Below are 17,866 nucleotides of genomic sequence, written 5' to 3' on the forward strand. Positions count from 1 at the left end.
TTTGGAAGCGAGGAAAACTCTTTTCTATCAGTCAAGTTCTTTCCCGCTCCCCAAAACGGCGCCCTTTGGCTCTCATCCAAGGGCGCTTTTCGTTAGAAATTAGAAAGAGGAAACCATGGCACATTTCTCAGGATTCTATAAAAAATCACGTCAAGAACGCATTGATATTATCCATCACCATCGTTCCCTATCCGAAGATAGCCTAGACATTCTTTACAAAGACGAAAATCTGTCTGAAGCAATTGCAGGTAAGATGGCGGAAAACCATCTGGGAACTTTTTCCCTGCCCTTCTCTGTTCTGCCTGAACTGCTTGTGGATGGACAAATGTATTCTGTACCGATGGTCACTGAAGAACCTTCTGTGGTTGCAGCTGCCTCTTTCGGAGCCAAAATCATTGCTCGGTCTGGCGGTTTTACAACCACCATCCACAACCGCATCATGATTGGACAGGTAGCACTTTTTGATGTTCCTGATCATAGCAGAGCAAAACAAGTTATTCTTGACCAAAAGGACAATATTTTAGAAACTGCCAATCAAGCCCATCCATCTATTGTGAAACGCGGAGGGGGCGCTCGTGACCTGACTGTGGAAAGTAAGGAAGATTTTCTGATTGTCTATCTTCAGGTGGATGTTCAAGAAGCCATGGGCGCCAATATTCTCAATAATATGCTGGAAGCCATTAAGGATGACTTGGAAGAATTCAGTCAGGGACAGGCTTTGATGGGTATTCTTTCCAACTACGCAACGGAATCCCTGGTCACTGCCCAGTGCCGTCTTTCCATCTCCAGTCTTGCAACTAGCTCGGCTATTGCCCAAGAAACTGCTCAAAAAATCGCCCTGGCTAGCAAGCTGGCTCAGGTGGACCCTTATCGTGCTGCGACCCATAACAAGGGGATTTTTAACGGTATTGATGCCGTGGTGATTGCGACTGGAAACGACTGGCGGGCGGTGGAGGCTGGCGCTCATGCTTTTGCTAGTCGTGATGGCCACTATAAAGGGCTATCCACTTGGACAGTTGACGGGGAGCATTTGGTCGGCTCCATCACCCTGCCCCTTCCGATTGCATCGGTCGGTGGCTCCATTGGACTCAATCCCAAGGTGGCCGTTGCTTTTGACCTGCTCAAGCAGCCAAAGGCCCGCCAACTGGCCTCCATCATCGCTTCTGTCGGGCTCTGTCAAAACTTTGCAGCCCTGCGTGCCCTAGTCACCTCTGGCATTCAGGCGGGACACATGAAACTCCATGCCAAATCCCTAGCCCTGCTTGCTGGCGCTGAGGAAGATGAAGTGGACAAACTAGCCCAGCTCTTGCGTCAAGAAAAACACAGCAACCTTGAAACTGCACAAAAACTGTTGGCAAAAATGAGAGAACACTAAAAAAGAGGGAACCCCCTCTTTTTTTAATCAATTAGTTGCTCCATACGGAATTTTTGTGGTTTCATACCCAAACGGTCATAAAAGCGAACAGCCCCCGCATTGTCTGCCAATACATCCAAGGTTAGATTGTGGCAGCCCTGCTCCTTGGCATAAGAGAGAGCAAATGTATACAATTGCTCACCAATTTTTTGACCACGCACAGAAGAGGCCACACACAGATCATCAATATACAAGGTCTTGACTGGTTCTAATACATCACCAGTCGCAGTCGTGATTTCACAAAAAAGATGACCGACAACCTGACCTTCCAGTTCGTAAACAAAAACTGACTTAGCGGGATTGTCCAATAACTGCCTTAATTGTTCCTCAGAAAATTTTTGACCCTCACTCTTAAAAATATCTGGTCGTGCCTGATGATGAACCTGTAAGATATCTTGCAATAATTCATTTAATACTGGAATATCTGATTGTGTAGCTTTACGTATGGTCATAAAAATCTCCTCTTAATTTTGTTCTCTATTATAACAAAAGTTTGTTTTTTAACAAAATAGGTCTAAAGACCGATGAATTATCTGAAAATTCGGTTATACTATAAGTGTATCCTAAAATTTTTCATAAATCTCCTTAAAAATCAGTCTACAAGGCTGGTTTTTTTGTTTTTCCAAAGTTACAAGTACTGTGATACAATTTGTCGATTACCTGTCACAAGGTCACCTACTCTTGTCAGCCGTCTAGCAGAAAACAGAGTTCCCTTGAAAGCTATCATGGACCGTGTCGGACATGCAGATGCTAAGACTACAACCCAAATTTACACCCATGTCACAAAGAAACTCAAGGCTAATGTAGCTGAAATCATGGAAAATTACTGATTTTATGCCCCAAAAATGCCCCAAAATACAGAAAAAAGCCCGTCGGACAAGCTAGAAAGCTTGATATGACGGGCTTTTTGATGCTGAATTATTTTACAGCGTCTTTAAGTGCCTTACCAGCTTTGAAAGCAGGTACTTTAGATGCTGCGATTTTGATTTCTGCACCTGTTTGAGGGTTGCGACCTGTACGTGCTGAACGCTCACGAACTTCAAAGTTACCGAAGCCGATCAATTGTACTTTTTCACCAGCTGCAAGGTAGTCTGCTACTGCTGCAAATACTGCGTCAACAGCTGCTGCTGAATCTTTTTTAGTCAATGAAGTTGCTTCTGCAACTTTTGCAATCAAATCTTGTTTATTAGCCATTTTGCTAAGTCCTCCAATAATTTTCTGAGATTTTACTCACTTTTATAGTGTACCGAAATTTAGCCATTTGGTCAAGTTTTTAATGCTGGTTTCTTACCTTTTTCTGTATATATCAATAATAATTTGGTCGTTGTATAAATCAATGGTATTGGTCTGACCGTAAAGGCCAAATTTATTGTCCAATTCTGTTATTTTTAACTGAATTGCTGCCTCTTGGGAATTTATTTTGACAAAGGTGGGTAATTTGTAGTTTTTTTGCAGATAGGCTAAAACTTCTGCCTTGGGCAAGGACAGATTTCCTGCTGAAATTTCCAATATTCGTAGAAGAACATTGCCATCTTCCATTTTGAGAGGTTGAAAATAGATATACAAGGGGATATCTACACCAAATACCTGATAGGTTCCTTCAAAAACAACCTGTTGGTTAGTCACAAATAATTGGTAAGAAAAATTCTTCGTTTGGTAATCTTTTAAATAGTTGGCAATGGTTTGATTAAGGGCTTCACGGTTGGTCGCGAAAGTCCCCACTTTTGCATCTGTCTGGCTAGATGGTACCAATTCCGTCATATTTTCTCTCTTAACTTGGATACGATTTAGAAAAACCAGACCCGCCCCCAATGTCAAAGCCAATTGAACCAAGAAGAGCCACTTCCAGATATTAAGGTGTCCAGCTTTTCTCAGTTTCATACATCTTCTCCAATAGTGCTTTTTTCATGATTTCATATCCCGTATTATTGGGATGAAAATGATCATCTTCGTACAATAAATTATTTGTGCTAGCCGAACTAGACTGGCTAAGCCCCATCTCGCCTTCCAAACCTTTATAGAGCAAGTCATTGATTTCTACAAAGTAAACATCCTTGTATTTTTCCGTGATTTGATTGGTTGTCTGATTCCATTTATCAACCACAGTCTGCATCTCGGTCAATTCAGGAAAACTGAGATAGAAGGGATTGTAAATTCCCAAGATATAGATAGGGAGATCGGCATTCTCCTGTCTTGCCCGTTTGACAATCTTTTCTAGATTTCTCCCGTATTCCCTTGCCGGCTTATCAAAGGTAGAGAGCTTGAGGTTACTTAAATTACTGACAATGACCTTACGAAGATCATTTCCACCAACCGTCAAGGTTAATAAATCAGCTTCTTTTAAGGCCTGTTGGAGTTCCTCATTCTCCTTCATCCGCTTCAAGATTTGCTTACTGGTGTTGCCGGAAACTCCAAAATTTTGAACGTCTACCTCATAACCGTACTCATTGACTAGCGACTGGGCAAGCAAGGGGACAAAACCACCTTGACCTGTCACATCCCCCACTCCTTCTGTCAAGGAATCCCCAAGAGCCAAATAGCGAAATTTCCTATTCACTGAAAGACCTAGCTCTTCCTGACTGATGCGTGACGGCGCCTGGGGTATTAACTGATGGAATAGGAAGATTGACCCTAATAGACAGAGAAAAAAGAAGACAAGTCCCTGTATCAACTTCCGATTATTCATAGCGAACTAGGATAGCCCAGGCATCCTCACCCGTGTGAGTTTGAATGATAGAACCTGTTTCCAATACAGAAATATCTGTTTCTACATGGGGCTGGAGCAAGTCTTTTATTTCATTGGCAAAGTCCGCCTTGCCTGAGTAGGAAATACCAATTTCTGCAACATCTTTATTGTTCAATCCGCTCGCAAATTCATCCAACCATTTTTTGAAAGTCTTATTGCCACGTCCTTTTACAATCGGAGTTAATTGATGGTTCTTCATTTCCATGATAACTCGAATGTTGAGCAGACTGCTGAGCATACCTTGTACACGACCGATACGACCGCCCTTGACAAGATTTTCTAGGGTAGATACTCCGATATATAGTTCAGTCTTATCTTTGACCTCTTCAATGGCCGAAAGGATTTCTTCCTTGTTAGCACCAGCTTGTGCCAGTCTAGCCGCTTCCACTACCTGAAATTTTGCTGCCTGGTCGGTAAATCCAGAGTCAAGAACAGTCACATCTGCACCAGACAAGGTAGCTCCTTGACGGGCTGCTTCAACCGTTCCTGACAAGGCATGAGAAAGAAGGATTGCAATAATCTGACTACCATCTTTAGCTAATTGGCTAAATGTTTCCGCAAAGAGACCTACCGGTGGTTGACTGGTCTTCGGTAAGTGCTTGGCTCCTCTCATCAAGTCGAGAAACTCACCTTCTGATAAGTCTCTATCTGAATAGACAACCCCATCCACCATAACAGACAAAGGAATGATGGTAATCCCCAACTCCTTAGCCAAACCAGCTTCTATTGTAGTACTAGAATCTGTTACAATTTTAATCTTCATCATCAAGTGTCCTTCCGTTCTCTTCTGTATTATCCTTTATTATAACAAATTTCAATCTAAAAATAAACATAAAAACAAAAGCAAAAAAGGCTAGTTGCCTAACCTTTTTCAACCAATTCTTTTGCTTGGCTACGGGCTGCATCCGTAATCTTGTCACCGGCTAACATCTTGGCGATTTCCTCGATACGCTCCTCTTTGGTCAACAGGCGGACGCGGGAAACAGTCGAGTGGTCATCAGATATTTTCTCAATAAAAAACTGATAATCCGCGATGGCAATCACCTGTGGCAAATGTGAGATAGCCAAGACCTGACCATATTGTCCAATTTTATATATCTTCTGGGCAATAGCCTGGGCAACACGGCCTGAAACTCCTGTATCCACCTCGTCAAAGACGATGGAGGTCTTGCCTTCCTTACGGGCAAAGGCTGACTTAATGGCCAACATCAAACGAGATAATTCTCCACCAGAGGCAACCTTGACCAAAGGCTTGAAGTCTTCACCAGGGTTGGTAGAGATGTAAAACTCCACCGTTTCATTCCCCTCTCGGTTAAACTTACCCTTGGTAAAACGAACCTGGAACCGAGCTTTTTCCATGTACAAGTCTTGTAATTCTTGACGGATAATCTCTTCCAGCAACTGAGCCAATTCATGTCGGGACTGGCTGAGCTGACTGGCTAAGGTCACTAATTCCTTCTCCATGGTCTTGAGTTGCACTTCCAAGTCATCTCCAGATAGGTCATTTCCTGTTAGAAGATTGTACTCTTCGCTGATTTTTGCAAAATAATCCAAGACATCATCGACCGTTCCACCGTATTTTTTAGTAATGGTGTGGAGCAGATCCAACCGACTTTCTAGCTGCAACAGGCGATTGCCATCGAAGTCTAGATTATCCACCACATCACTGAGGCGCTTGGTCACATCTTCAACAACATAGTAGGCCTCTGTCAGACTGCTAGAAAGCTGCTTGTATTCTGGGTCAAATTCTTCTAAGCTTTGCAGGTCCCCCATGGCTGAACGAAGGTTGTTCAAACTTGAAAAATCTTCATTGTCCAACAGAGCATAGGCATTGGTCAAGGTATCCGCAATCTGCTTGTGATTGAGTAACTTATCCCGCTCTTGATTGAGCTGAACATCCTCGCCAGACTGCAGGTCTGCTGCTTCAATCTCAGCAATTTGGTATTCCAGCATCTCAATGCGAGCCTTATGCTCCTGCTCATTTTTCTGCTTTTCGAGCACTCGTTTGCGGAGGCTACGATAGGCATCAAAAGTGGTCTGATAGCGGTCTTTTAAAGCCCAAAACTCATCTTCTCCAAAGCTGTCTAAAAGACGGATATGGTGCTGGGCCTTCATCAATTCTTCCTGGTCATGTTGGCCGTGGATATCCACTAGGTGCTGACCGATTTGTTTCAAGACAGACAAATTAACCATCTGCCCATTGACACGGCTGACCGAACGGCCATTTTGTAGGATTTCCCGACGGATAATGAGTTCGTCCGCAACTTCAATCCCCTGTTCACTCAAAATCTGTTCCAGAGCTCTGCTATTTTCAAAGGAAAAAAGCCCCTCAATCTCCGCCTTGGCTGCTCCGTGGCGAATGACATCCGTCGTCGCACGCGCCCCTAACATCAGGTTCATGGCATCGATGATAATGGACTTGCCGGCCCCCGTTTCACCAGATAGGATGGTCATCCCCTTTTCAAAATTGAGGGATACCTGTTCAATAATGGCAAAATTCTTAATCGAAACTTCTAATAACATGACCTACCACCCTTTTATCGTACGTTCTAAATTGGGGATGGTTTCCTGGTCCTTCAAAATGAGCAGAATACTGTCATCATCAGCAATAATCGAGAAGATTTCCTCTTGGAAATACTCACAAATCTGCCTTTTTACGACCGTTGCACTCCCTGGTACCAATTTTAAGTTGACCATCTTGTCCATGACTGCAAAATCAAGAATATTATTGGACTTGACCTTGACTAGGCTACTTTTAGGCAAGCCATAGACATATCCCTTGTCAGCTGATGGAACCTTGATAATGCCCAATTCCTTGATATCACGGGACACAGTAGCCTGGGTTGCATGAACCCCCAAGGCTTCCAAGCGTTCCACAATTTCTTCCTGAGTATCAATGGGAAATCGGACTACCAAATCTTTAATGACTTCTAATCGTTCTCGTTTATTCATCCTTCTTAAATTCCTCGTGTGCTTGATCGACTATATTTCTTATTTCACTATGTTCAATCGGGCTAGGCTGGCTAGATTTCTCTAAATGTGCCAAAAATTCCGTGTTACCATGTCCGCCTTGAACAGGTGAAAAACTAAGGCTCTTTACAGAAAAACCGGTTACGACAGCCATAGCAGTCACATCTTCCAAGACCTTGATGTGAACTGCCTTATCCTTGACAATCCCGTTCTTACCGATATGCTCCCGACCTGCTTCAAATTGGGGTTTAACCAAGGCCACGACCTGACCACCGTCTGCCAAAATACCATGAAGGGCTGGCAAAATCAAGCCTAGAGAGATAAAACTGACATCAATCGAAGCAAAACTTGGTTGACCAAGTTCGAAATCTCCCAACTCAGCATAGCGGAAATTATATTGTTCCATGCTAATGACACGCTCGTCCTGACGCAATTTCCAGGCCAGCTGATTGGTCCCGACATCTACAGCATAGACCTGCTTGGCGCCAGCCTGCAACATGACATCTGTAAATCCGCCTGTCGAAGCCCCAATATCAATGGTCGTTTGCCCCTCAACTGATAGGTCGAAAACCTGCAAGGCCTTTTCCAATTTCAGACCACCACGGCTGACATACTTGAGTTTCTCTCCCTTGAGCTTGAGCTCAACTCCCTCGTCAATCTTCTCGCCTGGTTTGTCGTAGCGTTCGCCATTGATGACCGATACCACCAGCCCTGCCATAACACCGCGCTTGGCCTGCTCTCTGGTTTCAAAAAGCCCCTGTTTGTAAGCCAGTACATCTACTCTTTCCTTAGCCATTGATTCGTAAACTTTCTATGATTTTTTTTATTTCTTCTCTTGAAAATGGGACTAGTTGAGCCACTTGATCTAGCTCACTGCTTGCTTGATTCAGGCTGTCTTCTAGAAAGACTTTTGAGGCCTCCAAGCCCATCAGAGCTGGGTAGGTAGACTTCTCTGCCAATAGATCCTTTTGCGGTGTTTTTCCGATTTCCTCAAAAGTGGCCGTCACATCCAATATATCATCCCGCACCTGAAAGGCTAGACCGACTAATTGACCTGCTTTTCGCAAATGGTGGATAACCTCATCTGACTGTCCAGCAATCAAACCAGCTGCGACAAAGGGAAAGGTCAATAATTTTCCAGTCTTATTGGCATGGATGGCTTGTAATTGTTCGAGAGATAATTTTTGTCCCTCGCCTGCCATATCCAAGACCTGACCAGCAACCATTCCAAAAGTCCCAGATGCCTGAGAAAGCTCTCTCACGAGAGCAAGGATGGTCTTAGCTGGCAAATCTACCTGAGCCAAAAATCCAAACGGATCTAAAAATAGACTGTCCCCTGCTAAAATAGCTGTCGCTTCGTCGAATTTCTTATGGTTGGTCAAACGTCCCCGACGGTAATCATCATCGTCCATGGCTGGCAGATCATCATGTATCAGACTGCCAGTGTGAATGAGCTCGACACAGGCAGCTACCTGATAATGAGCTTGTTTTAATTCCACTCCGAAAGACTCCAAGAGGGTTAAGAGGAGCAAGGGACGAATTCGTTTCCCGCCAGCCTGTAGCGAATAAAGAACCGCTTGGTTAAGGCGTTCTGCTACCTGAGGTTCATAAAAACCTGCCATGGTTTCCTCAAGTCGCTGCAATTTACTGGCTCCCATTAGTTCATCTCCGCTTCACTGCCATCTGCCTGCATGACCTTGACCAAGGTCTTTTCAGCTTCAGCAAGTGTCTTTTGTAAATCCTTAGATAAAACCATACCCTTTTGAAACTCGGCAAGTGCCTCTTCCAAGGCTACATCCCCACGCTCCAATTTGGTTACAATTCCTTCTAATTCAGCTAAATTTTCTTCAAATGTTTTTGTCTTTTTGGACATGATTTACCTCCACATCAAGTTGACCATCCTTCATCTGAATGGTCAGGTGTTCACCCTTTTGTATCGTTTCCACACTGTCTAGAACTCGACCATCTTGTAAAAGCATGGCATAACCACGAGCCACAATGCGACTGGTATCCAGCATGGTGAGGGCCTCAATTAACTTGTCTGCCTTGGCCATCTTATTATCATAGATATTGGCCATATTGCTCTTCAAAAGCCGTTCCTGCTGGATAATTCTCTCTTGGAAACTCTCGACTTTAGGGCCAAGTTGTAGGCCTTGTAAGCGTTGATTGAGTAATAAGCTAGCCTGTTTCTGCTGGCCATATACTTCTTTCATCCGTGTCTGCAATTGATTGGTCAAGCGGTCTAATTTTTGCAAATAACCATCGTATAAGCGTTCAGGCTGCCGAAACATAACTGATTGGCTAATTTTCTCAAGCTGACCTCTCAGGAATTTCAAGCGATTGGTCATGGCCTGATAGGCTCGATTTTCCTGCTGATTTAAATAACCCAGCAAATCTGCCTTGGTCACAGGGGTCGCTAATTCTGCTGCAGCTGTCGGAGTGGCTGCCCTGCGGTCTGCCACAAAGTCTGCCAGAGTTGTATCCGTTTCGTGACCCACGCTGGAAATGATAGGAATACGAGATTCAAAAATAGCCCGAACCACTATTTCCTCATTGAAAGCCCACAGGTCTTCAATAGAACCACCGCCACGACCAACAATGAGGACATCCAAATCATCACGCTCATTGGCTCTTTGGATATTGGCAACAACTTCCTGAGCAGCCCCATCTCCTTGCACCTTGGTCGGATAGAGGACAATTTCCACACCAGGAAACCGCCGACTGACCGTGGTAATAATATCTTGAATGACCGCTCCACTCGGACTGGTAATGACCCCTATTTTCTTGGTAAACCGAGGTAATTCCTGCTTGAATTCTTGCTTAAATAGACCTTCCTGGGTCAGAGCTTGTTTGAGCTGCTCAAACTTGATGGCCAGGGCACCAATACCGTCTGGCTCTGCCTTTTCAATGATAATAGAATAGGAACCGCTAGGCTCATACAATTGCACACGCCCGACCACATTGATTTTCATTCCCTCTTCAAGGTCAAAGCCCAGATTTTTATAGACACCAGCCCACATGGTCGCCTGAATGATTGCCTTATCATCCTTGAGCGAAAAATATTGATGGCTAGGACGCTTGCGGAAATTGGACACTTGTCCTGTTAAATAGACCTTCTCCAAATAAGGATCGCGGTCAAACTTTAATTTTAAATACTTAGTTAGATGGCTAACCGTTAAATATTCAACCATGTCCACTCCTTCTGTCTGTATCTCTACTATTATACCAAAAATTGCACATTTATACAGAACTGGACACACCATTTCCAATAGCTTTCCTGTGTTTTTTTCTGCAATTTGCTATATAATAGTTTGTGAGAAAATAGGAACTTGATAACAGGTTCTAAGGAGTTTATGATGAAAATTGACGATTTACGAAAAAGTTCCAATATTGAAGACCGCAGGGGACAAAGAAGCTCAGGTCCGTCTTTCTCTGGTGGTTCAGCTGGCGGAAATCTCTTACTAAGCTTGCTCTTCTCCCGTCTGGGTTGGAAGGGAAAATTGGTGCTAGTGGTCCTCCTATTTGCTTTTGGTGGCATGTCCAATCTAGGTGGCCTACTTTCACCAACAACCAACACCAATCCTTATCAGTCTAGCCAGGTTACGACAAGCGGTAGCAGTGTTTCTGACGCAGATGCAGAATTCATGAGTAAGGTACTGGCCTCAACAGAAGATTTTTGGACACAAGAGTTTGCAAGAAATGGTCTAACCTACCAAGCACCAACCCTTGTTTTCTATACGGACCAGACCCAAACAGGCTGTGGAACCGGTTCTGCTCAAGCCGGCCCCTTCTATTGTTCAGCTGACCGCAAGATTTATATTGATACTTCTTTTTATCAAGAACTTGCTAGCAAATACAAGGCTGCTGGTGACTTTGCCATGGCCTATGTCATCGCTCATGAAGTTGGTCACCATGTCCAAAATGAATTGGAAGTCCTTGGTGCCTACCACCAAAAACGTGCTCAATTATCAGACAAGGAAGGCAATGCCCTCAATGTCCGTCTAGAATTGCAAGCTGACTACTATGCAGGAGCCTGGGCCAAATATGTCGATGGTCAGGGTATCTTAGACGTTGGCGATATTGATGAAGCCATGAATGCTGCCCATGCAGTTGGTGATGACACTCTCCAACAAGAAGCCTACGGCCGTACTGTCCCAGATAGTTTCACCCACGGTACTTCTGAGCAACGTAAAAAATGGTTTAACCTCGGCTATACCTATGGTGACCTTGCCCACGCCGACACCTTCTCAGTAAGCAATCCATAAAAGCGATCCCCAGTTTCATGACTGGGGATTTTTCTTATAAAAAAATGAGGTCAGCTCTTGCCAACCTCGCCTACTTACCTATTTCCCACTTCTGACACAAGCCTCAAAAGTCTGTTCCATGAGCATGGTAATGGTCATAGGGCCAACTCCACCTGGAACAGGGGTAATGTGACTAGCAACTTCTGCTACCTCATCATACTTGACATCCCCAATCAGTTTGCCATTTTCATCACGGTTCATACCAACGTCAATCACTACTGCACCTGGCTTGACAAATTCCTTGGTTACAAAATGTCCACGACCAATCGCAACGACTAAAATATCCGCCTGACGAGCTAATTCTGCCAGATTTTTTGTACGTGAATGAGCAATGGTTACAGTTGCATTGGCATCCAAAAGGAGCTGGGCCGTGGGTTTGCCAACGATATTGGAACGACCAATAACCAGCGCTGTTTTGCCTTCTAGGTCAATCCGGTATTCCTTGAACATCTCCATAATTCCTGCTGGAGTTGACGGAATCATGACCGGATGACCTGACCAGAATTTACCCATATTGGTCGGATGAAAACCGTCCACATCCTTATCTGGGTCAATGGCCAACAAAACTTTTTCTTCGCTGATGTGGGCTGGTAGAGGCAACTGCACCAAAATACCATGCCATGCATCATCTTGATTGTAGCGCTCAATCAATTCCAAAAGTTCTTCTTCTGAAATGCTAGCTGGCACTCGTACAACCTCACTCTTAAAACCAGCTGCAAGGGCTGAACGTTCTTTATTGCGAACATAGACCTGGCTGGCTGGGTCTTCTCCAACCAAAATAACGACCAAGCCTGGTACCAAGCCCTTCTCCACTTTTAATCGAGCTGTTTTTTCTGCCAGAGCTGCCTGCATTTTGGCTGCCAAGGCCTTTCCATCAATCACTGTCATTGCTTAAAATCTCCTCACTTTTTCTTCATTATACCCTATTTGCCACTGATTTGACTAGGTTCTCACCCAATTCATCTGAAAACAGCAAAAAACTCCGAACAATGTCGGAGTTGAGCTTATAAGACTTTGGATAAGAAATCCTTAGTCCGTTCTTCCTTGGTGTGTTCAAAAACTTCTTCTGGAGTTCCATCTTCAACAATATAGCCTCCATCCATAAAGATAACTCGGTCTGCTACTTCACGCGCAAAGCCCATTTCATGGGTTACGATTACCATGGTCATCCCTGACTTAGCCAAGTCCTGCATAACCGCAAGTACCTCACCAACCATTTCAGGATCAAGGGCTGAGGTCGGCTCATCAAAGAGCAAGACATCTGGATCCATGGCCAAACCACGGGCAATGGCAATCCGTTGCTGCTGACCACCTGATAGACTTTGTGGATAGGCATCCGCCTTGTCAGGCAAACCAACTTTTGCCAACAATTCATGCGCCTTAGCTTCTGCCTCTGCCTTAGCAATTCCTTTTGTCTTAATAGGTGACAGGGTAATATTTTCTAATACGGTCATATTTGGAAAAAGGTTAAACTGCTGGAAAACCATTCCCATCTTCTCACGCATCTTGAAAATATCATTGGATTTGTCCGTAATATCGACCCCTTCAAAAGTCACCGTCCCCTTGGTCGGTACCTCTAAGAGATTCATGGTACGCAAGAAAGTTGATTTTCCTGAACCTGAGGGACCGATAATGACAACCACTTGACCTTGCTGGATATCTAAATCAATCCCTTTTAAAACTTCATTTTCACCAAAATACTTATGAAGATCTTTTATGGAAATAATTGCTTCTGTCATCTTAGTGTCCTCCCTTGTTTAATTTTTTCTCAAGAGCTTGAATGCCTAGGGTCAAAATACTGGTCATCATCAAATAATAGAAGGCTGCAAAAATAAGCGGACTTTGAGTGAGATAAGTCGTCGTAGCAACCGTCTGTGCCCCATTCCACAACTCAATAACACCAATGGTTGACAGGAGCGAACTGTCCTTAACAATGGTTACAAACTCATTTCCCAAAGCAGGGAGAATATTCTTGATAGCCTGTGGCATAATGACATAGCGCATGGCTTGTTTTGGACGAATACCTAATGAATAAGCTGCTTCCAATTGACCCTTTGGCACAGCATTGATACCCGCACGAATGGTTTCAGACACATAGGCTGCGGAGTTCATAGAAATGACAATAATCCCTGGAATTAAACGCGTCAAATCTACATCTAAAATCCCTATTTGGATAGTCGGTGCAACAAAATTGGTCATGGCAAAGGCAATCATAATCTGTACTACCATTGGAGTACCGCGGAAAATCCATACATAAATATTGGCAAGCCAAACCAGAACCTTATATCTACTGCGTTGGGCAAAGGCCAAGAGCGTCCCTAAAATACTACCAAAGAAAACCGAGAAAAAAGCGATAATAAGGGTTACAAGGGCCCCATAATTAAAATATGCCCAATAATCAGGCAAGAAAGAAAAATCCATTCATTCACTCCTCAAATATGATCTAGACACCATTATACCATTTTTGAATATTTATGCAACTATTTTTGCTTAGATATTCATTTTATTGCAAGAAAAAAGCACCTATCGGTGCTCGAGCTTGTTCTTAGTACAACAATTCGTAGATTTCCATCGCAATCAAGTCAATGCTGTCAAACGTATAGGTTTCACGAGCAGCGACATCACGCAAGGTAAATACTGAACCATTTTCCTCGTCATAGCTATAAGCCACTTCTGCAACAACAACACCTTCACGCTCAAAATTACGTTTCAATGTACCGCCATCGTTAGCCATAGCTTCCAGACGATTGATAATTCTCACCAAATGTGATTCCATATTCCTTCTCCTAATCCTTTTTATAAAAACATTTTACCACATATTATAAAAAAAGTCTTGATTTTTCAACATTTTCTTGTCAGTTCCAAGGCATCCAAGTGATTATGTTCCGAATATAGCAGTTTCTTGATTTTTCCCTAAATCTTGTTATAATAAAGCTATAACTGACCTTTATTGACTATTTGACAAAGGTCCATTCCATAGAAAGAGGTAGAACGATGCTCTGTCATAACTGTAAAATCAACGATGCAACCATCCATCTCTATACCAATCTGAATGGTAAGCAACAACAGGTAGATCTCTGCCACAACTGCTACCAAATTATGAAAACTGATCCTAATAATGCCATCTTGCGTGGTTTAGGGGATTTAACAAACCCAAATAATATGGACCCTTTCAGCGAGTTCTTCAATCACTTGGGAGGCTATCCAGGAAACACTCCAGCTGGCAAGAAACGTGACCAAACCCCACCAACACAAGCAGGAGGGAACAACGGGCGTGGTGGGCAAACTCCACCACCTCAGCAACCCCAACAACCAAATGGACTTTTAGAAGAGTTTGGTATCAACGTGACGGAAATTGCCCGTCGCGGAGATATTGACCCAGTGATTGGCCGTGACCAAGAAATTACGCGTGTCATCGAAATCCTCAACCGCCGTACCAAGAACAACCCTGTCCTCATCGGTGAGCCAGGTGTCGGTAAAACCGCTGTTGTTGAAGGGTTGGCTCAAAAAATTGTCGACGGCGACGTGCCACAAAAATTGCAAGGTAAGGAAGTCATCCGATTAGATGTTGTCAGCCTGGTACAAGGGACTGGTATCCGTGGTCAATTTGAAGAACGCATGCAAAAACTCATAGAGGAAATCCGTAATCGTCGTGAGATTATCCTCTTTATCGACGAAATCCACGAGATTGTCGGTGCTGGATCTGCTGGTGATGGCAATATGGATGCTGGAAATATCCTCAAACCTGCCCTTGCCCGTGGTGAAATGCAGCTAGTCGGTGCAACAACCCTCAACGAATACCGTATTATCGAGAAGGATGCAGCCTTAGAACGCCGTATGCAACCTGTAAAGGTCGAAGAACCAAGCGTTGAAGAAACCATTATCATTCTCAAGGGTATCCAGAATAAGTATCAGGACTATCACCATGTCAAATACTCTGACGCAGCTATTGAAGCTGCTGCTGTCCTTTCAAATCGCTATATTCAAGACCGTTTCTTGCCAGACAAGGCCATTGACCTACTGGACGAAGCTGGTTCTAAGATGAACCTGACCCTCAATTTTGTTGATCCAAAAGAAATCGACCAACGCTTGATTGATGCCGAAAATCGTAAGGCCCAAGCAACTCGTGATGAGGACTACGAGAAGGCTGCCTATTTCCGCGACCAGATTGCCAAGTATAAGGAAATGCAAAAGGCAACCATCAGCGAGGAAGATATTCCCCTCATTACTGAAAAGGAAATTGAAGCCATCGTAGAACAAAAAACCAACATCCCTGTTGGTGATTTGAAAGAAAAAGAACAATCTCAACTCATCAACCTGGCTAGCGACCTCAAGGCCCATGTTATTGGTCAAGATGAAGCTGTAGACAAAATCGCCAAGGCCATTCGCCGCAACCGTGTTGGTCTTGGAGCGCCAAACCGCCCAATCGGCTCCTTCCTATTTGTCGGACCAACCGGTGTCGGTAAAACAGAACTATCCAAACAATTAGCCATCGAACTCTTCGGTTCTGCCGATAGTATGATTCGCTTCGATATGTCTGAGTACATGGAGAAACATGCCGTTGCCAAGCTAGTCGGTGCCCCTCCAGGCTATGTAGGCTATGAAGAAGCCGGTCAGCTAACTGAAAAAGTCCGCCGCAATCCTTACTCTCTCATCCTCTTGGATGAAGTAGAAAAAGCCCACCCTGATGTCATGCACATGTTCCTCCAAGTTCTCGATGACGGCCGTCTGACAGATGGTCAGGGACGCACAGTCAGCTTCAAGGACACCATTATCATCATGACTTCAAATGCTGGAACTGGTAAGGTTGAAGCAAGTGTAGGCTTTGGAGCAGCCATGGAAGGTCGCACCCAGTCGGTTCTTGGCCAACTCAGCAATTTCTTCAGTCCAGAATTCATGAACCGCTTTGACGGAATCATCGAGTTCCAACCACTCAGCAAGGAAAACCTCCTCGAAATTGTCAGCCTCATGCTGGATGATGTCAACAAACGCTTGTCTAACAACGGTATTAGCTTACATGTGACAGATAAGGTCAAAGAAAAGCTAGTTGATCTAGGTTACGATCCCAAAATGGGGGCTCGGCCACTACGCAGAACTATCCAAGACCAAATTGAAGATGCCATTACAGACTTTTACTTGGAAAACCCAAGCGAAAAAGACCTTCGCGCTGTTATGACCAGCAAGGGGAACATTCAAATCAAGGCACATACAAAAACAAAATAAGTAGGAAAAGTGGGAGTGGGAAAGAACTCGACTGGTCAAAAAAGAGTTCGTCTTCCCACCCCCGCACAGTTGATTAGGTCAGATTTGGAGTGTGAAACACGAACAAATCTGCCAATCAACCACTGCGCTGAGATGTTGATGCGAACTCTGAGAAGAGAGGCTGGACTTTTTGCCCAGCCTCGTTTTTTCAAAAATCCTTCCTCACATATAAAAAAATACCTGATTTGACCAGAAAAGTCTAGTCTGAGGAAAAATGTAAGAAAAATGGTATAATATAGTCATCTCAATTGTAAAAAGGACTTAGTTTACTATGAATATTGCCGTTTTTGGAGAAAAGAAGGCTGACGTAGACTATCAAAATCGATTTGGTGTCTATGCTGTTATCCCTGATGAAAAGAAAGAAAATATCATCCTCGTTCAAGCACCAAATGGTGCCTGGTTCCTACCAGGTGGGGAAATCGAAAAAGGGGAAAATCATCTCATCGCCCTAGAACGCGAACTAATGGAAGAGCTTGGTTTTACAGCCGAAATTGGTCACTATTATGGTCAGGCTGACGAATATTTCTACTCTAGCCATCGAGATACCTACTTCTACAACCCCGCTTACATCTATCAAGTGACCAGCTACCACCAGGTCGGCCTACCTTTAGAGGATTTTAACCACATTGCCTGGTTCCCAATCGATGAGGCCATCGAAAAACTCAAACGAGGCAGTCACAAGTGGGGAATTGAACAATGGAAATTGCAAGAAAATGTATCTGATAACTAGCCAAAACACCCCCTAGCGTGCTATAATGGAACTAAAGAGATGTAGGAGGTTCCACATGAAAATCATAAATACGACAAATAGTCATTCATACCTGGTCCAAAATCAGTTGGCCAATACCGATGCCTTTCTAGTAGAAACCTATTCTGCTGGTAATACAGATGTTATTTTCACTCAGGCCCCTCGTCACTATGAACTCTTAATCAGCAACAAATACAGGGCTGTGCAACAATCCGAAATCGAAAAAATCCGTGATTTCTTCCTTCACCGCAAGATTGATGAACGAACAATTGACAAGGCTGCTATTCAAACCATCCATACCGAACGTTTGATTGAAATGTCTATTCCCATTATTACTGAAATCTAAGAAGCCGAAAGGCTTCTTTTTTTGACCAATTGACAATAAAAAAGCCTATCGCTAGATAGACTTTAATTAACGAATA

The 17,866-nt window shown here is 43.8% G+C and carries 20 protein-coding genes and 1 pseudogene; 6 read left to right on the forward strand and 15 right to left on the reverse strand.

Annotation, left to right across the window (positions count from 1 at the left end; translation table 11 throughout):
• Positions 1–115 precede the first annotated feature (115 nt).
• On the forward strand, positions 116–1,375 hold the full coding sequence (locus PW220_RS07615; RefSeq protein ID WP_248054057.1) for a hydroxymethylglutaryl-CoA reductase, degradative: 1,260 nt from the start codon (positions 116–118) through the stop codon (positions 1,373–1,375).
• Between the two features lie 23 nt (positions 1,376–1,398).
• Here PW220_RS07615 and PW220_RS07620 read toward each other — a convergent pair whose 3' ends face one another.
• Entirely contained in the window at positions 1,399–1,866 is a 468-nt protein-coding gene (locus tag PW220_RS07620; protein ID WP_248054056.1) for a GNAT family N-acetyltransferase, read from the reverse strand.
• Positions 1,867–2,091: 225 nt separating this feature from the next.
• Here PW220_RS07620 and PW220_RS07625 point away from each other — a divergent pair.
• A pseudogene (locus PW220_RS07625) lies at positions 2,092–2,244 on the forward strand (tyrosine-type recombinase/integrase); the annotation flags it as partial.
• Between the two features lie 88 nt (positions 2,245–2,332).
• Here PW220_RS07625 and PW220_RS07630 read toward each other — a convergent pair.
• From PW220_RS07630 to xseA, 10 genes are all read right to left on the reverse strand, one after another.
• Positions 2,333–2,608: an HU family DNA-binding protein gene (locus PW220_RS07630; protein ID WP_105106668.1), complete on the reverse strand. Its 276-nt coding sequence runs from the start codon at positions 2,606–2,608 to the stop codon at positions 2,333–2,335.
• A 93-nt stretch (positions 2,609–2,701) separates the two neighbouring features.
• Complete coding sequence (locus PW220_RS07635) at positions 2,702–3,295, reverse strand: YpmS family protein (RefSeq protein WP_248054055.1); 594 nt, start codon at positions 3,293–3,295, stop codon at positions 2,702–2,704.
• Positions 3,267–4,100, reverse strand: a complete 834-nt coding sequence (locus PW220_RS07640) for an SGNH/GDSL hydrolase family protein (protein WP_105117514.1) — start codon at positions 4,098–4,100, stop codon at positions 3,267–3,269. The genes PW220_RS07635 and PW220_RS07640 overlap by 29 nt, the downstream gene beginning before the upstream one ends.
• Positions 4,093–4,926 (reverse strand): DegV family protein, encoded by an 834-nt coding sequence (locus PW220_RS07645; RefSeq protein ID WP_248054054.1) that lies wholly within the window; start codon positions 4,924–4,926, stop codon positions 4,093–4,095. Before PW220_RS07645 ends, PW220_RS07640 begins: the two co-directional genes overlap by 8 nt.
• 95 nt (positions 4,927–5,021) lie before the next feature.
• Positions 5,022–6,683: a DNA repair protein RecN gene (recN, locus tag PW220_RS07650; protein ID WP_248054053.1), complete on the reverse strand. Its 1,662-nt coding sequence runs from the start codon at positions 6,681–6,683 to the stop codon at positions 5,022–5,024.
• 3 nt (positions 6,684–6,686) lie between these two features.
• On the reverse strand, positions 6,687–7,112 hold the full coding sequence (locus PW220_RS07655; RefSeq protein WP_105113726.1) for an arginine repressor: 426 nt from the start codon (positions 7,110–7,112) through the stop codon (positions 6,687–6,689).
• On the reverse strand, positions 7,105–7,926 hold the full coding sequence (locus PW220_RS07660; RefSeq protein ID WP_248054052.1) for a TlyA family RNA methyltransferase: 822 nt from the start codon (positions 7,924–7,926) through the stop codon (positions 7,105–7,107). The genes PW220_RS07655 and PW220_RS07660 overlap by 8 nt, the downstream gene beginning before the upstream one ends.
• Positions 7,919–8,788, reverse strand: a complete 870-nt coding sequence (locus PW220_RS07665; RefSeq protein ID WP_248032655.1) for a polyprenyl synthetase family protein — start codon at positions 8,786–8,788, stop codon at positions 7,919–7,921. The genes PW220_RS07660 and PW220_RS07665 overlap by 8 nt, the downstream gene beginning before the upstream one ends.
• The gene (locus PW220_RS07670; protein ID WP_029186527.1) at positions 8,788–9,003 is read right to left on the reverse strand and encodes an exodeoxyribonuclease VII small subunit; all 216 of its coding nucleotides are present in this window, start codon (positions 9,001–9,003) and stop codon (positions 8,788–8,790) included. The genes PW220_RS07665 and PW220_RS07670 overlap by 1 nt, the downstream gene beginning before the upstream one ends.
• The gene (xseA, locus tag PW220_RS07675) at positions 8,978–10,321 is read right to left on the reverse strand and encodes an exodeoxyribonuclease VII large subunit (RefSeq protein ID WP_248054051.1); all 1,344 of its coding nucleotides are present in this window, start codon (positions 10,319–10,321) and stop codon (positions 8,978–8,980) included. The genes PW220_RS07670 and xseA overlap by 26 nt, the downstream gene beginning before the upstream one ends.
• 165 nt (positions 10,322–10,486) lie before the next feature.
• Here xseA and ypfJ point away from each other — a divergent pair, with 165 nt between their 5' ends.
• Complete coding sequence (gene ypfJ, locus PW220_RS07680) at positions 10,487–11,395, forward strand: KPN_02809 family neutral zinc metallopeptidase (RefSeq protein WP_248032653.1); 909 nt, start codon at positions 10,487–10,489, stop codon at positions 11,393–11,395.
• Positions 11,396–11,473: 78 nt separating this feature from the next.
• On the opposite strand, the gene PW220_RS07685 is transcribed toward ypfJ, so the two are convergent.
• From PW220_RS07685 to PW220_RS07700, 4 genes are all read right to left on the reverse strand, one after another.
• Positions 11,474–12,322 (reverse strand): bifunctional methylenetetrahydrofolate dehydrogenase/methenyltetrahydrofolate cyclohydrolase, encoded by an 849-nt coding sequence (locus tag PW220_RS07685; protein ID WP_105117507.1) that lies wholly within the window; start codon positions 12,320–12,322, stop codon positions 11,474–11,476.
• A gap of 116 nt (positions 12,323–12,438) precedes the next feature.
• Entirely contained in the window at positions 12,439–13,173 is a 735-nt protein-coding gene (locus tag PW220_RS07690; protein ID WP_105113720.1) for an amino acid ABC transporter ATP-binding protein, read from the reverse strand.
• A gap of 1 nt (position 13,174) precedes the next feature.
• Positions 13,175–13,855, reverse strand: coding sequence for an amino acid ABC transporter permease (locus PW220_RS07695; protein ID WP_105109884.1), 681 nt, complete (start codon positions 13,853–13,855; stop codon positions 13,175–13,177).
• Positions 13,856–13,979: 124 nt separating this feature from the next.
• A complete protein-coding gene (locus tag PW220_RS07700) occupies positions 13,980–14,210 on the reverse strand; it encodes a DUF1797 family protein (RefSeq protein WP_024532454.1) in 231 nt (76 codons plus the stop codon).
• 218 nt (positions 14,211–14,428) lie between these two features.
• Between PW220_RS07700 and PW220_RS07705 the strand changes: the two genes are divergently transcribed.
• The 3 genes from PW220_RS07705 to PW220_RS07715 all read left to right on the forward strand — a co-directional run bounded on the left by PW220_RS07705 (position 14,429) and on the right by PW220_RS07715 (position 17,790).
• Positions 14,429–16,657, forward strand: a complete 2,229-nt coding sequence (locus tag PW220_RS07705) for an ATP-dependent Clp protease ATP-binding subunit (RefSeq protein ID WP_248054050.1) — start codon at positions 14,429–14,431, stop codon at positions 16,655–16,657.
• Between the two features lie 310 nt (positions 16,658–16,967).
• Positions 16,968–17,426: an NUDIX hydrolase gene (locus tag PW220_RS07710; protein ID WP_105113717.1), complete on the forward strand. Its 459-nt coding sequence runs from the start codon at positions 16,968–16,970 to the stop codon at positions 17,424–17,426.
• Positions 17,427–17,481: 55 nt separating this feature from the next.
• Entirely contained in the window at positions 17,482–17,790 is a 309-nt protein-coding gene (locus PW220_RS07715) for a DUF1827 family protein (RefSeq protein WP_105113716.1), read from the forward strand.
• The last annotated feature ends 76 nt before the right edge of the window (positions 17,791–17,866 follow it).

It is taken from the genome of Streptococcus sp. 29892, assembly GCF_032594935.1.
GTDB classification, from domain to species: domain Bacteria; phylum Bacillota; class Bacilli; order Lactobacillales; family Streptococcaceae; genus Streptococcus; species Streptococcus hyiners.